Origin of the sequence: Jatrophihabitans endophyticus (assembly GCF_900129455.1) — a bacterium.
Taxonomy (GTDB): domain Bacteria; phylum Actinomycetota; class Actinomycetes; order Mycobacteriales; family Jatrophihabitantaceae; genus Jatrophihabitans; species Jatrophihabitans endophyticus.
This window is the reverse complement of the sequence record NZ_FQVU01000003.1, coordinates 313,752-327,821: the sequence shown is the minus strand read 5'-3', so window position 1 is coordinate 327,821 and position 14,070 is coordinate 313,752. Positions and strand designations below refer to the sequence as shown.

Sequence of the window (14,070 nt, the reverse complement as noted above, 5' to 3'; positions counted from 1 at the left end):
ATTCCTCCCCGTCCGCTCAGCCGAAGAAGACCTCGGCCTCGCCGTAGAGCTCGCGCGAGACCACCTTGAGCTCGGCCGTGGCCTCGGCGAGCGGGACGCGCACGATGTCCGTGCCCCGCAGCGCGACCATGGTGCCCCAGTCGCCGTCGGTGGCGGCGTCGATCGCGTGCAGTCCGAAACGGGTGGCGAGCATGCGGTCGAACGCGGTCGGGGTGCCGCCGCGCTGGATGTGGCCGAGCACGGTCGTGCGGGCCTCCTTGCCGGTGCGCTTCTCGATCTCGCCGGCGAGCCACTCGCCGATGCCGCCGAGGCGGACGTGGCCGAACGCGTCGAGGCCCTTCGCGAGCACCGCGTTCTCACCGCCGTCGGGCGTCGCCCCCTCGGCCACGACCAGGATGGGCGCGTAGTGGGCCTGGAAACGGCTCTCGACGTAGGCGCAGACCCGTTCCAGGTTGAAGGGGAACTCCGGGAGCAGGATGACGTTCGCGCCGCCGGCGACGCCGGCGTGCAGGGCGATCCAGCCCGCGTGGCGTCCCATGACCTCGACGATCAGCGCGCGGTGGTGCGACTCGGCGGTCGTGTGCAGCCGGTCGATGGCCTCCATCGCGATGTTGACCGCGGTGTCGAAGCCGAAGGTGTAGTCGGTGGCGTTGAGGTCGTTGTCGATCGTCTTCGGGACGCCGATGACGTTGACGCCCTGCTCGTGCAACCGGGTGGCGACGCCGAGGGTGTCCTCGCCGCCGATGGCGATCAGCGCGTCGACGCCCAGCGCATGCAGGTTCTCGACGACCTTCGCGACGCCGCCCTCGATCCCGAACGGGTTCGTCCGCGACGAGCCCAGGATGGTGCCGCCGCGCGGCAGGATGCCGCGGACGTCCGGGATCCCGAGGGGCATCGTGATGCCCTCGAGCGGGCCGCGCCAGCCGTCGCGGAAGCCGACGAACTCGTGACCGTGGACGCCGGCGCCCTTGCGGACCACGGCCCTGATCACCGCGTTCAGCCCCGGGCAGTCGCCCCCGCCGGTGAGCACTCCGATGCGCATGACCAGCACCCTAGCGAGCCAGGGCCCGCCACTTCGCGAGGTTGTGGCGGGCGTCGGCGAGCGCGTCGTGCTGGTCGGGCGGCGCCGGCGGCAGCGGCGGGCTGCCGGCGTCCTCCCAGCGCTGCTTGAGCTCGTGGGTGAAGCGCGGGATCGGGCGGGGCAGCGCGCGCATGTCGCCCCACAGCTGGCACAGCACCACGTGGTCGTACGCCGCGACCCAGGCCCACAGCTCGACGGGCTCGCCCGGTCCGGTCAGGAAGGCGAGCAGGTCGTCGCGGATCGCGGCGCGTGAGCGCCAGGCCCGGTCGGCGGGCGCCGGCAGCTTGTCCAGGACGTGCCGGCGCACCCAGTCGATGGCACGCGTGGGGTCGAACTCGGTGGAGACCGCGTAGAACTCGCGACCCGTCTCGTCGACCACGCCGATCGACACCAGCTCGATCGTGGTGCCGTCCTCGATGAACTCGCAGTCGTAGAAGTACCGCACGCCCGCGCCGTGATCAGGACGCGCGCGTGCCGGGCACGCGATCGCCCAGCTCACGCACGGCGCGGGGATCACGGGCGCCGACCTCGCGGGCGTCGCGTTCGCGCGCGCCGAAGCCGGTGTCCGAGCCCTGCGACTTCTTGACCGACGCCGCGTACTGGTCCACGTACTCCTGGCCGGACAGCTGCATGAGCTCGTACATGATCTCGTCGGTCATGGAGCGCTCGACGAAGCGGTCGCCGGACATGCCCTCGTAGCGCGAGAAGTCCAGCGGCTTGCCGACGCGGACGCCGGGACGCGGTCGCAGCCGCGGCACGAGCCGGCCGGGCGGCTGGATGACCTCGGTGTTCACCATCGTCACCGGGATCACGACGGCGCCGGCCTCGAGCGCCATGCGCGCCACGCCCGTCTTGCCGCGGTAGAGCCGCCCGTCGGGCGAGCGCGTGCCCTCGGGATAGATGCCCAAGAGCTTGCCCTCGGCCAGCACCCGCACCCCGGTGGTGAGCGCGGCGCGGGCGGCGTCCTTGTCGTTGCGGTCGATCGGCACCTGGCCGACGCCGGAGAAGAACTGCCGCGAGAACCAGCCCTTGATGCCGGGCGTCGTGAAGTACTCGGACTTGGCCAGGAACGTCACCTTGCGCGGCATGAGCAGCGGCATGAAGAACGAGTCGCAGAACGACAGGTGGTTGCTGGCGAGGATGGCCGGACGGTCGTCGGGGACGTTCTCGCGCCCCTCGATCCACGGCCGCCAGAAGAAGCGCAGCAGCGGGCCGAGGAAGATGAACTTGGCGAGCCAGAAACCCAAGTGCTCGCACCCCTTGTCACCCGGACCGGAAATCTCTGCCCGAAGCGTAGTCGTGCCGGCGCGCCCCGGCCAGCGCCCGGGCGGGGAACGGCGCGTTCCCGCTCGCCCCGACCGGCCTCGGAAAGGCATGATGGGAGCGTGCCTGCCACGCCTCCCGACGCCGCGGACGCGGCGCCCTTCGCCGCCGACGGACCCGGCGGCGCGGGCAGCGTCGGCGTCGTGGTCAGTCACGGCTTCACCGGGACCCCGGCCAGCATGCGGCCGTGGGCGCAGCACCTCGCCGACGCCGGTTTCAGCGTGCGGTTGCCGCTGCTGCCCGGTCACGGCGCCACCTGGCGCGAGACCAACCGCACCCGCTGGCCGCAGTGGTACGAGGCGATCGAGTCCACGTTCGCCGAGCTGCGCGAGCGCTGCGACACCGTCCTCGCGATGGGGCTGTCCATGGGCGGGACGTTGGTGACGCGGCTGGCCGAGCAGCATCCCGAGACGGTCGCCGGCCTCGTGCTGGTGAATCCCGCCTACGGCACGCGGCGTGTCGACGCCAAGCTGGCGCCCTACATCGGTCGGCTGGTCCGCTCCCGGCCGTCCATCGGCGGCGACATCAAGAAGCCCGGCGTCGCGGAGCCTGCGGCCGATCGCACCCCGGTGCTGGCCTTCGCCTCGTTGCAGCAGCTGTGGAAGGCGACGGTGGCGGACCTGCCCCGCGTCACCGCGCCGGTGCTGCTGTACCGCTCGCGCGAGGACCACGTCGTCGACGACCTCTCCGTCGAGCTGCTGCACCGCGGCGCGGTGAACACGACCGTGCGCGAGGTCGTGCTCGAGGACAGCTACCACGTCGCGACGCTGGACAACGACGCGCCGACGATCTTCGCCGGCAGCGTCGACTTCGCCCGCACGATCGCCGGTGTGGGTGCCCCGTGAGCACGGCGAGCCCCGAGCCGCCGCGGCACGACAACGGGCTGCGCGCGCCGGCCTACGTCGCGCTGACCGATGTCGAGCCCGAGGTCGGCCAGCACCTGCTCGACGCGCTCGGTCGCGCCCGGATCGCGGCCTACCTCGCCGACGGGTTGCCACCTGGTCACGACCGGCGTCGACTGTTCGTCGCCTCCGACGAGCGGGTCGATGCCCGCACGATCGTGGCCGCGGCCGTCCGGGCCCTCGGCGACGACACGCACCCGGACGTGGAGCTGCCGGCGGTGGACGGGCGGTCCGACCCGCTCGCCGGCATCGACACCGACTCGGTGTTCGACGCGCTCGTGGCCGACTGGCACGTCGACACCCACGCCGCGATCCGCGACGCCGAGCGTGACCTGAACCGGGAGGACGCCGACTGGCGCGCCCGCCTGGTGCAGCCGCCCGTCGACGAGGACCCGGTGTGGCTCGACGACGACCACTACATCCCGCCGCCGCCGCCCCCGTTGCCGCGCCTGGCCGGCCCCACCATCCTGGCGATGGCCGTCCTCGCCGTCTCCGTCGTCGTGCTCGGCCTCGGCGGCCAGTTCGGGGTCGCGGGGAACCTGACCTTCGTCCTCGGCATCGCCGGCCTGCTGCTCGGCGCCGGCATCCTGCTCAGCCGCGTCCGCAACTCCGGCCGCGACGAGGACGACGACGGCGCGGCGCTCTGACGGCGGGGCCCCGTCCGGTCACCGTGCGGAGCTTGTCGTACGCCCCGTGTGCGCGCCGTACACGCGCCGTACACGCGCCGTACACGCGCTGTCGGACACCGCGCGGAGGCCCACCCCGGCAGGCCGGCCGCGGCGGTCCCGCCTACCAGCGCTGTCGGTCGGCCACCGTGTCGTCCGCGTCGGCGGTGTCGTGGGTGTCGTGGGTGTCGTGGCTGTCGAGGGCATCGGGCGTGTCGGCCGTGCCGAGGGCGCCGGCCTTCTCGGCCGTGTCGGCGTCCTCGGGAAGGTGGTCGGTCTCGGCGAGCAGCTCGCGCAGTTGCTCGCGGCCGCCGGCGGCGAGCAGGGCACCCGCACCGACGAGCAGGTAGGCCAGGACCATGCCCCAGGCGCCCACTCCGGAGTGGGCGACGAAGTCGCCGTACGCCGGTGGAGTGCTGCGCACGCGTGACCCGAGCACGTGGGCGAGCTTGGCGGCGTCCACCCGTACGTACTCGACCGCCACCGCGGTGAGGACCACGCCGGCCAGGGCGAGCGCGGCCGCCGTCGCGCCGACGGCCGCCGCGCGGCCGCCGCCGCCCAGGCCGGCGGCGACCAGGCCGACGAGGGCTGCGACGAGCAGCACCGCGATGGCGAGCCAGCCGAAGTAGGCGGGCGACAGCCCGAGATCGATGGCGCTCGCGAAGTCCGGGAAGCGCCGGTAGCCGGCGATGCTGTCGCGCACGTCGGCGACGGTGGTGCCGTGGGCGAGGATGCCGCCGAGGCTCGAGCGGTACCACGGCAGCACCGTCATCGACAGCATGCCGAGCAGGGCGCCGCCGAGCACGAGCCCCAGTCCGGTCAGGGTCCGGGTGCCGCGCTGCATCGCTTCACCCTAGCCAGCGCGGGCGGCACCGCCGGCCGCGGCCGACGTCGACGCCGGGCCGGCGCCGTCGTCAGCCTCGCCGCAGCGGGAAGTCGATCCCCGTCCGGGTCGCACCGAGCCCCAGGGTGACGACGGTGGCCTTGGCCAGCGGCGGCATCTTCTCCTCGTCGACCCAGGCGACGTGGCGCCAGCACTGGCCCTGGTACCCGTCGGCCACCACGCAGACCGTGTAGTCGCCGGGCGGCAGGGCGTCGACCGACCAGCGGCCGTCGCGCCCGGCCTCGCCGTAGCGGACGAGGTCGGCACGGCGGCCGGCGAGGACGAAGACGTCGGCGGCGACTCCGCGACCCGCGCGCGTGACGCGGCCGGCCAGCGCGCCGCCGTGGACGAGCCGCAGATCCACGCGCGTGTCCGCGTCCCGGGCCACGGTGACCGCGGTGCCGGTGGCGGCGGCCGGAGCGCCGCCGTGGCACTGCGACAGGTAGCCGGTCGTGCCGCCGCTCGCGGGCGACGGGATCGCACACACCTGCCAGCTGCCCGGCCGGACGCCGATCACGGTGTAACCGCCGTCGGCGCCGGTGAGGCTGCCGGCGCCGGGCGAGCCCGTCTCGGCGGAGACGGAGCGCAGGTCGCCGTCGAAGTACTCGCCCGAGCCCGGGGCGTCGTCGGCGGCCGAGCCGGGGACGACGAGCCGGGCGCCGGGCACCGGCTTGCCGGCGGCGTCGGTCACCGTGCCGGACACGGTGCCGCCGTCGGCGAGGGTCATGGTCAGCTCGACGGTGCGGCCGCGCCCGACCGCGACGTCGAACGTGCTGCCGTGGCAGGCGTCGCTGTAGCCGGTGGGCGAGCCGCCGGCCGGCGTGGTGCCGAAGTAGCCGTACAGGCACACCGCGTACGTGCCCGCCGTCAGCCCGTCCAGCTGCGCCACGCCGTCGCCGTCGGTGAGCCGGGACGCGGCGATCTCGCCCGCGGTGCGGGCACCGAGCAGCCCGACGGTCTGGCAGGCGTAGTCGTCGTCGTCCTCGTCCTTGCACGGCGCGATCGCCGTGGCGTCGACCGCGGTCACCGGGCCGCCCTGGCTGTCGACGACGCGCACCCGGATCGCCGTCGTCGCCGGCGTCCGCAGCCGCACGCCGCCGGTCACGTGGCCGGCGCGCACCGTCGTGCGTGCACTGCAGCCCTGCACGCCCGCCGTGTCGGCGGTGGCGGTGTCGAAGCAGACGCGGTGCGTGCCGCTGGTCAGGCCACCGAGCACGAAACGGCCGTGGGCGTCGGTGGTCGTGAACCCGGAGTCGTCGATGTCGAGGTCGAGGTCGTCGACCCCGGCCGACGACGGGTCGTAGACGACCACTCCCGCCACCGGCTTGCCGGCCGCGTCGACCACGGTCCCCGCGATCGCGCCGCCGGCGGCCAGCCGGGTGTCGATGCCGGTCAGCGTCCGGCCGGCCGACAGCGCGAACGCCCCGTCGTGCCGCCAGCACGCCCCCAGCACGCCGGACGTGCCGCCGCTCGAGCCGTCGTTGCCGAAGCACGCGCCGTACCGGCCGGCGGGCAGGCCCGTCGCCGTCCAGCGACCGTGCGCGTCGGTCGTCGCGCCGCCGCCCCACTCCGCGTCCTTCGCGGTGCTCTCGATGTCGACGCCGGCGTGCGCGACCGGCCGGCCGTGCGGCCCGGTCAGGGTGCCGCTGACGGCGGCGCCGCGCGGGAGCGCGAGCCGGGTGGAGGTGGTCTTGCCGGTGGTGACGGTGACGGGGCGAGCGGTGCAGCGCGGCGCCCATCCGCTGCGGCTGCCGGCCGTCGAGGACGTGCTGGCGCAGACCCGGTAGCGACCGGCGGCGACGGCCCCGATGCGGTACCGGCCGTCGGCGCCCGCGGACGCGAAACCACCCCAGAGCGACTCGACGTCGTCCACCGGATCGAGCTCCACGTCACCGGCGAGGGGACGGCCCGTGGCCGACGTCAGCCGCCCGGTGACCGTGCCGCCGTCGGCGCGGGTCAGCCTGAGGGTGGGCAGGGTCGTCACGGCACCGGCCGCGACGGTTGTCGCGCGCTTGGCGCACGACGTGACGTAGTTCGAGCCGGTCGTCGCGCCGGACACCGACGCGTCGTCGCCGTAGGCGCACACGGTGAACGCCCAGCCCGGCCCGACCCCGCGTGCGGTGAAGGTGCCGTCGGTGCCGGTCTCGAAGTAGTCCCCGCTCAGCTCGAGGAAGGAGCTGTAGGCCGAGGTGGCGGCCTGCACGTACGGGGTGACCGGCATGAAGAACGGCGTCGCGCCGGCGATCGGGTGGCCGGCGGTGTCGACGACCGTGCCCGTGACGACCGCACCGGGCTCGAGCACCACCGTCGCCGCCGACACCGTCGCGCCGGAGCCGATCGCGACAGTCGCGTACTCGGGCTGGTAGCCGGTGCGGTCGGAGTTCCCGCCCGCGGCGTCGCCGCCCCAGACGAGCACGCTCCAGCCGCCCGCGGGCAGGGTCAGCGTGTACCGCCCCGCCGCGTCGGTCAGCGTGCTGACGGCTTCGAGGTCGTCGCCGCTCCAGCGGTAGGCGGTGACGTCGGCGCGGACGAGCGGGCTGCCGGCGGTGTCGACGACGCGACCCGCGTACGTGCCCGGCGCGCCTGCCGGCGTCGAGGCCGGCGGGGTGGTGAAGCGGGTGACCGCGGGCGCGGACGCGCGGCCGGCGCGGTCGACGGCGAAGATCGACACCGCGTAGCGGGTGCCCCGGCGCAGGCCGGCGAGCCGCACCTTGTGCGCGGTGCGCGAGGTCGGGCGCACGCCGGTGCCGCGCGAGACGCCGGTCGGCGCGGCGGAACCGACGGCGTAGCGGACGACGACGCGACGCAGCTCGCGCGACGCCGGGTTGCGCCACTGGACGACCGTGTCGTCACGACCCTCGTAGGCGCGCGGGAAGCGCGGCGCGGCGAGCAGCGTCGTCGCCCGGACGACGGCGGCGCGCGCGGCGTGGCCGTGCCCGTCGGTGGCGAAGACCGCGAACGAGTAACGCCGGCCCGGGCTGAGGTCACGCACCGTGGCGGTGTGCCGGGAGGCGCCGAACCGGCCGACCCGGTGCCCCTGGTGGATCGTGCGCGGCGCCGTGGCGCCCGGCAGCACCCGCACCTGGGTGGCCGCGAACGAGCGGGACGACGGGTTGCGCCACGACAGCCGCAGCGAGTGCGCGGTGACGGCCGTCGCGGTCACCGCGCGCGCCCGCGCGGGGGCGCCCGTCGCGTGTGCCGGCGCCGCGCCGGCGCCGGCCGCGGTCCACGGCGCGACCGCACCCAGGACACCGATCACACATCCGGCCGCAAGGGCAGCCGCCATCGTCCGTCGCATCGACATTCCCTCCCGAACAGACCGAGCTGTGCGCACGCTAATCGACGCGGATGATCAAGCACAGCTTTGCGGGACCAAAGACTGCAAACTCGAGTCACACACCGGGCATACAGGGTCTTTCGCCCCCCGGGGAGGGTCAGGGGACGGTGACGTCGGCCCGGGCCCCCGACCCGGGCACCTCGGCGGCGTCGACGACGGCGATCCGCTCGTCGACGAGCAGGCCACCGGGCAACGGGACCCGGCCCGCCGCGAGCGCGGCCGAGGCGGGGCGGTCCGGACGCGGGTCGGCGACGCTCACGAGCGCCGGCCGGCCGTCGCCGAGCTCGGCCAGGGCCTGCTGCAGCTCGTCGCCCTGCCGCTGCCGGTCCGCGGGATCGCCGTGCAGCCGGGCGGCGGCCACGACGAACGGCCGCCCCCCCACGCGCATCGCCGCGATCGCGGCGCCGGGCGGGCGAGGTCCGCGGAACCGGCGACGCGGGGCGAAGCCGAGCTCGCGGGCGACCTCGACGTCCACGCCCAGGGTCGAGAGCAGCAGCGCGCCGCCGGCGGTCCGGCCCCCGGCCACCACCACCAGCCCGGCCTCGCGGGCGATCGCGGCGCAGGCCGAGCGCCAGCGCAGCAGGCTCGGCGCACCGTGCACGCACGCGACGTCGGGGCGCGCCTCGGCGATCAGCCGGGCCAGCGCGTGTCGGTCGCCCGAGAGGGCGTCGGCGTCGACACGGAGCAGGCGTAACGACGGCACGCCGTCATCCTGCCGTACGCGCTCAGCCCGCCGGACGCGCGTACCGGCGGGCGAGGTCCGCGGCGCCCACGAGACCGGCGTCCGGGCCGAGCGCGGCCGCGACGACCCGGGCCGGCGGGCGGAACCCGCGCCCCGTGAGCGTGTGCTCGAACTCCTCGCGGGCCGGGCCGAGCAGCAGCTCGCCGGCGGCGACCACTCCCCCGCCGATCACGAAGACGGACGGGTCGATGACGGCGGCCAGGTTGGCGAGGCCGCGGCCGAGCCACCGGCCCACCGTCGTGCAGATCGAGCGGGCGGCGGGGTCGCCGGCGGCCGCGGCCGCGGTGACGTGCAGGCCGGTGAGCGCGTCGACCGAGCCGGCGAGCGCGACCATGCGCTCCGCCGCCATCGGCGACTCGTCGGCGAGCTCGCGGGCGTCACGGGCGAGGGCCCGGCCGGACGCGTACATCTCCCAGCAGCCGCGGTTGCCGCAGGCGCACCGCCGACCGTCCGGGACGAGCGTCATGTGGCCGTACTCGCACGCGATGCCGAACGCGCCGCGGTACACCGAGCCGTCGGCGACGAGGCCGCCGCCGATGCCGGTCCCGAGGGTCACGCACACGACGACCGCGTCGTCGCGTGCCGCGCCGAAGCGGTACTCGGCCCACGCCGCGGCGTTGGCGTCGTTCTCGACCACGACCGGGAGCGGGATGCGGCCGCCGAGCGCGTCGCGCAGCGGCTCGTCGCGCCAGGCGAGGTGCGGCGAGAACAGCACCGTCGCGTGGTCGTTGCCGATCCAGCCCGCCGCGCCGATGCCCACCGCGGTGACGTCGTGCCGCGCCGCGAGCGCGGTGACGACCTCGACGATGACCCGTTCGGTCGCGGCGACGTCGGTCCCCGGGGTGTCGGCCCGCTCCCGGTCGACGATCGCACCGGAGCCGTCGACGACGCCGGCGGCGACTTTCGTGCCGCCGATGTCCACCCCGATGGCCAGGCTCGTCGGCGCGCTCATCGGCCGCCGTCCCCGGGCTCGTCGTCCAACCGGATGTGCTGGACGCGGGGAGCCGGGCGGGGGCGGTCGCGCGTGGCGTCCGGGCGCGGATCGAGCCCGGCCGATCCGGCCGGGCGCCACGCCGTGGAGTCCAGCAGCGCCCGCAGCGCCGCCGCGAGCGCCGACCCGGCCTCGACCAGCCGGTCCGCGACGTCAGGGTTCTCGCCGCGCAGCATGCTCGCGAACTGGCACAGCGGACACCACTGGCACTCCGGCCCGCCGTGGCCGGACGGCGGCGCGGGCAGGTTGCGCTGCGACCACTGCTGCACGGCGTCCTGCATCGCGGTGAGCAGCGACCGCGCGTCGTCGCCGAGCTCGCCGAACGGGCCGCGCGCGTCAGCCACGGCCCGCTCCCGGGTCGGCGCCGCCACGGCCGGGACGGCGGCCGCCCCGGGCGCGCTCGCCGCCGCGGCGGCGCGGGACGGTGCGCTTGTACGGCAGCGGCCGGTGCGACGACCACTGCCGCGGATCGGGCCGGAAGCGCACGTGCAGCTCCCGGCCGTCGTAGTGCCCGCCGACGACGTCGCAGCGGCGCAGCACACCCGGCAGGTCGAGCACCCGACGGTAGGCACCGACGCTCACGATCAGCTCGTCGCCGGCCCGCGCGGCGTCGACGTCGGCCCGCTGCGCCAGCGGCAGCGTCAGGTGCAGCTCGAACCCCTCGTCGGTCGCGTTGACGCGCATGATGCGGCTGGTGTCCGCCGGCGGCGCCGGATCCAGGCCCGGCAGCTCGCCGTACAGCGCGTCGGCGAGCTCGCGCAGCGCGACCGCGCCGACCGGCTCGGCGGGGCGGTAGGCGAGCTCGCGCACCGGCAACCCCGCGAAGGACTCCCGGATCGTGACCAGTTGCCGGGCCTGCGCCTCGGCCCAGCCGCGACGCCATTCGTCGTCCCCGGCGGGGAAGACCCGGTTGGCGACGACGAGGTCGACCGCGTAGCCGTAGAGCGCGAGGGCGGTGAACGTGCGCCGCGCCTCCGCGACCACGACCGTCTCGGGCGTGAGCACGAGCCGCACCGACGTCACCGCCGGGTCGCCGAGCAGCTGGCGCACGCCGGCGAGCTCGTCGGCGAGACGCAGCAGCGCCTCGAAGATGTCGTCGGGGGGAACGGCGTCGCCGCGACCCAGGACCGCGGCCAGCGGACGCACCGAGCGGGCGATGCGCCGCTGCGCCGGGAACACCCGGTCGAGGTACCAGCCGAGCGCCTCGGGCAGGGCGAGCAGCCGCAGCGTCTCCGCCGTCGGCGCGCAGTCCACGACGAGGGTGTCCCAGTCGCCGGTGAGCGCGAGCTCGCGCACGGCCAGCAGCGCGAGCACCTCGTCCACGCCGGGCAGCACGGTCAGCTCGTCGGCGGTGATCGGATCGACGCCGCCGCGCGCGAGCAGGTCGACGAGGAAGCCCTGCACGTCGCGCCAGGCCGCCTCGAAGCGCCCCTGCGTGTCGACCTGCACCGCCCACAGACCCGGGGTGACCTCGGCCGGCTCGTCGGTGAGCGGCGTCGCGAGCGCGTCGGACAGCGAGTGGGCGGTGTCGGTCGACAGCAGCAACGTCTTCACGCCGCGGTCGGCGAGCCGCAGCGCCGTCGCGGCCGCCGTCGTCGTCTTCCCGACGCCGCCCTTGCCGGTGAACAGCAGGATGCGCGCGCCCGTCCCCTCGCCGCTCGGGGTCACCCGGCTCACGCGACCCGCAGCGACTCGACGCGCTTCTTCAGTTCCTTCAGCGCGGTGTCCATCACGACGCGCTCGGCCTTGCGCTTGAGCAGACCCAACATCGGGATGGCGAGGTCGACCGACAGCGAGTACGTCACCCAACTGTGGGCGGGGCCCTCGCCGCGCACCGCGTACGACCCCTCCTGCGCGCGCATCATCTGCCCCGACAGCAGGTGCCACTCGACCCGCTCGTCGCCGTGCCAGGAGTACTCGAGCTCGTAGCGGTCGCGCACGATCCCGGCGTCGAGGACGAAGGCCACGCGGCGCGCCCGACCGTCCGGACCGGTCTCGAGCACCTCGGCCGACTTCACCGACCCGGCCCACCGCGGGTAGTTCGCGAAGTCGGCGATGACGGCCATGATGTCCGAGGGGTCGGCGTCGATGCCGATCGACTGCGTCGACTCGTCGGGCATGACACGTGAGGCTACCGGTCCCGCCCCGGCGGCCTGCGGCTCCACGGCGGCGCCCCCGTCCCGCCCGCGGACCCGCCGTAACCGGTCAATCGCCGCGCACCCGCCCGCCCCCGCCGGATGACCGGAACATCGTGTCGCGGGGAATTCACCGACGGGCTACGGTGAGCCCGGGCGGCGGCGCGGGGCCACGCCGCTCGAGGGCCTTCCACGAAAGGACGCCGGACGCGTGCAGGAACTGCATGTCGCGAGCAGCATCACGACACTGAGCCAGACCAACACCGCCGACTTCGTCTTCGACAACGCCGGGACGCGCCCACAGCACGTCGCGCTGCGCCGCCGCGTCGGGGACGCCTGGCAGGACGTCACCGCCGGCGCGTTCGCCGACGAGGTCACCGCCGTCGCCAAGGGGCTGGTGGCCGCCGGCATCGAGGCCGGCGACCGTGTCGCGGTGATGAGCAAGACCCGGTACGAGTGGACGCTGCTCGACTTCGCGCTGTTCACCGCCGGCGCCGTCGTCGTCCCCATCTACGAGACGTCCAGCGCCGAGCAGATCGAGTGGATCGTCACCGACTCCGGCGCACGCGGGATCGTCGTCGAGACCGACGAGCACGAGCAGCTCGTCGCCGCGGTCCGCGACGACGCACCCGAGCTCGCGCACGTGTGGACCATCGACTCCGGCGCCGTCGACGAGATCGTCGCGGGCGGCACCGAGGTCGCGGAGGCCGAGATCACCGCGCGCCGCCAGTCCGTCGGCCTCGACGACCTCGCCTCGATCATCTACACCTCGGGCACGACCGGCCGCCCCAAGGGCTGCGAGCTCACCCATCGCTGCTTCGTCACCGAGGCCGTCGAGCTGATGGACCTGCTCGAGGACTTCTTCAACGAGGACACGTCCACGCTGCTGTTCCTGCCGATCGCCCACGTGTTCGGCCGGGCCATCGAGATCGGCGCGCTCGCGGTGGGCTGCACCCTCGGCCACTCGCCCGACGTCAAGAACCTGCTCGAGGACCTCGCCGGCTTCAAGCCCACCTTCGTGCTCGCGGTGCCCAGGGTGTTCGAGAAGGTCTACAACGGCGCCAAGCAGAAGGCCCACGCCGACGGCAAGGGCAAGATCTTCGACGCGGCCGAGTCCGTCGCGGTGCGCTACTCCGAGGCCACCTCGACCGGCTCGGCGCCGCTCCCGCTCAAGCTCGCGCACGCACTGTTCGACAAGCTCGTGTACGGCAAGCTGCGCGCCGCCCTCGGGGGCAACTGCGTCGCCGCCGTCTCCGGCGGCGCCCCGCTCGGCGCCCGGCTCGGTCACTTCTTCCGCGGCATCGGCGTCACCATCTACGAGGGGTACGGCCTCACCGAGACGACGGCCGGCATCACCGTCAACCGCCCCAGCGCGATCAAGGTCGGCACGGTGGGCCGCCCGGTCGGCGGCACCACGGTCCGCGTCGCCGAGGACGGTGAGCTGCTGTTCAAGGCCCCGCACGTCTTCCGCGGCTACTGGCACAACGACGACGCCACCGCCGAGGCGCTCGAGTCCGACGGCTGGTTCCACTCCGGTGACATCGGCGAGATCGACGACGACGGCTTCGTGCGCATCACCGGCCGCAAGAAGGAGCTCATCGTCACCGCGGGCGGCAAGAACGTCGCCCCCGCCGTGCTCGAGGACCGCGTCCGCGCCCACTGGCTGATCAGCCAGTGCCTCGTCGTCGGCGACCAGAAGCCGTTCATCGGCGCGCTCGTCACGATCGACCCCGAGGCGCTGCCGCAGTGGCTCGACAAGGCGGGCCGGTCGGCCGACACCACGATGGCCGACCTCGTCGACGACGAGGAGCTGCGCGCCGAGGTCCAGGCCGCGGTCGACGACGCCAACAAGGCCGTCAGCAAGGCCGAGTCGATCCGCAAGTTCACGATCCTGCCCGCCGACTGGACCGAGGAGGGCGGGCAGATGACCCCGTCGCTGAAGGTCAAGCGCAACGTCGTGCACCAGGAGAACGCCGACCAGATCGCCGCGCTCTACGGCAGCTGACGGCCC

The 14,070-nt window shown here is 74.8% G+C and carries 13 protein-coding genes; 3 read left to right on the top strand and 10 right to left on the bottom strand.

Going from position 1 to position 14,070, the window contains the following annotated elements; translation table 11 throughout:
* Positions 1 to 16: 16 nt before the first annotated feature.
* Genes BUE29_RS11675 through BUE29_RS11665 form a run of 3 tightly spaced genes read right to left on the bottom strand, consistent with a single transcriptional unit; the run spans position 17 to position 2,328 of the window.
* Positions 17 to 1,042, bottom strand: a complete 1,026-nt coding sequence (locus BUE29_RS11675; RefSeq protein WP_073391104.1) for a 6-phosphofructokinase — start codon at positions 1,040 to 1,042, stop codon at positions 17 to 19.
* Between the two features lie 10 nt (positions 1,043 to 1,052).
* The gene (locus BUE29_RS11670) at positions 1,053 to 1,526 is read right to left on the bottom strand and encodes a polyadenylate-specific 3'-exoribonuclease AS (RefSeq protein ID WP_073391107.1); all 474 of its coding nucleotides are present in this window, start codon (positions 1,524 to 1,526) and stop codon (positions 1,053 to 1,055) included.
* A 13-nt stretch (positions 1,527 to 1,539) separates the two neighbouring features.
* A complete protein-coding gene (locus tag BUE29_RS11665; RefSeq protein WP_084180976.1) occupies positions 1,540 to 2,328 on the bottom strand; it encodes a lysophospholipid acyltransferase family protein in 789 nt (262 codons plus the stop codon).
* Positions 2,329 to 2,466: 138 nt separating this feature from the next.
* Here BUE29_RS11665 and BUE29_RS11660 point away from each other — a divergent pair, with 138 nt between their 5' ends.
* Both BUE29_RS11660 and BUE29_RS11655 read left to right on the top strand, forming a co-directional pair.
* Complete coding sequence (locus tag BUE29_RS11660) at positions 2,467 to 3,249, top strand: alpha/beta hydrolase (RefSeq protein ID WP_073390381.1); 783 nt, start codon at positions 2,467 to 2,469, stop codon at positions 3,247 to 3,249.
* Entirely contained in the window at positions 3,246 to 3,953 is a 708-nt protein-coding gene (locus BUE29_RS11655; RefSeq protein WP_073390378.1) for a hypothetical protein, read from the top strand. The genes BUE29_RS11660 and BUE29_RS11655 overlap by 4 nt, the downstream gene beginning before the upstream one ends.
* A 142-nt stretch (positions 3,954 to 4,095) precedes the next feature.
* Here BUE29_RS11655 and BUE29_RS11650 read toward each other — a convergent pair whose 3' ends face one another.
* The 7 genes from BUE29_RS11650 to BUE29_RS11620 all read right to left on the bottom strand — a co-directional run bounded on the left by BUE29_RS11650 (position 4,096) and on the right by BUE29_RS11620 (position 12,044).
* Entirely contained in the window at positions 4,096 to 4,815 is a 720-nt protein-coding gene (locus BUE29_RS11650) for a hypothetical protein (RefSeq protein WP_073390377.1), read from the bottom strand.
* Between the two features lie 70 nt (positions 4,816 to 4,885).
* Positions 4,886 to 8,113, bottom strand: coding sequence for a carboxypeptidase regulatory-like domain-containing protein (locus tag BUE29_RS11645; RefSeq protein WP_073390375.1), 3,228 nt, complete (start codon positions 8,111 to 8,113; stop codon positions 4,886 to 4,888).
* A gap of 175 nt (positions 8,114 to 8,288) precedes the next feature.
* A complete protein-coding gene (locus BUE29_RS11640) occupies positions 8,289 to 8,894 on the bottom strand; it encodes a hypothetical protein (RefSeq protein ID WP_073390374.1) in 606 nt (201 codons plus the stop codon).
* 22 nt (positions 8,895 to 8,916) lie between these two features.
* On the bottom strand, positions 8,917 to 9,885 hold the full coding sequence (locus BUE29_RS11635) for an ROK family glucokinase (protein WP_073390372.1): 969 nt from the start codon (positions 9,883 to 9,885) through the stop codon (positions 8,917 to 8,919).
* Positions 9,882 to 10,268 carry a hypothetical protein gene (locus BUE29_RS11630; RefSeq protein ID WP_143168144.1) on the bottom strand — a complete coding sequence of 129 codons (387 nt, stop codon included), beginning with the start codon at positions 10,266 to 10,268 and terminating at the stop codon, positions 9,882 to 9,884. The genes BUE29_RS11635 and BUE29_RS11630 overlap by 4 nt, the downstream gene beginning before the upstream one ends.
* The gene (locus BUE29_RS11625; RefSeq protein ID WP_084181086.1) at positions 10,261 to 11,592 is read right to left on the bottom strand and encodes an ArsA family ATPase; all 1,332 of its coding nucleotides are present in this window, start codon (positions 11,590 to 11,592) and stop codon (positions 10,261 to 10,263) included. The genes BUE29_RS11630 and BUE29_RS11625 overlap by 8 nt, the downstream gene beginning before the upstream one ends.
* Positions 11,593 to 11,597: 5 nt before the next feature.
* Positions 11,598 to 12,044: an SRPBCC family protein gene (locus tag BUE29_RS11620; protein WP_073390368.1), complete on the bottom strand. Its 447-nt coding sequence runs from the start codon at positions 12,042 to 12,044 to the stop codon at positions 11,598 to 11,600.
* 226 nt (positions 12,045 to 12,270) lie between these two features.
* Here BUE29_RS11620 and BUE29_RS11615 point away from each other — a divergent pair, with 226 nt between their 5' ends.
* Positions 12,271 to 14,064, top strand: a complete 1,794-nt coding sequence (locus BUE29_RS11615; RefSeq protein ID WP_073390367.1) for an AMP-dependent synthetase/ligase — start codon at positions 12,271 to 12,273, stop codon at positions 14,062 to 14,064.
* Positions 14,065 to 14,070: the final 6 nt, after the last annotated feature.

Excerpts from the sequence above, each read along its gene's own strand:
- BUE29_RS11675 (WP_073391104.1), bottom strand. The coding sequence starts at position 1,042 with ATGCGCATCGGAGTGCTCACCGGCGGGGGCGACTGCCCGGGGCTGAAC.
- BUE29_RS11635 (WP_073390372.1), bottom strand. The coding sequence starts at position 9,885 with ATGAGCGCGCCGACGAGCCTGGCCATCGGGGTGGACATCGGCGGCACG.
- BUE29_RS11620 (WP_073390368.1), bottom strand. The coding sequence starts at position 12,044 with ATGCCCGACGAGTCGACGCAGTCGATCGGCATCGACGCCGACCCCTCG.
- BUE29_RS11650 (WP_073390377.1), bottom strand. The coding sequence starts at position 4,815 with ATGCAGCGCGGCACCCGGACCCTGACCGGACTGGGGCTCGTGCTCGGC.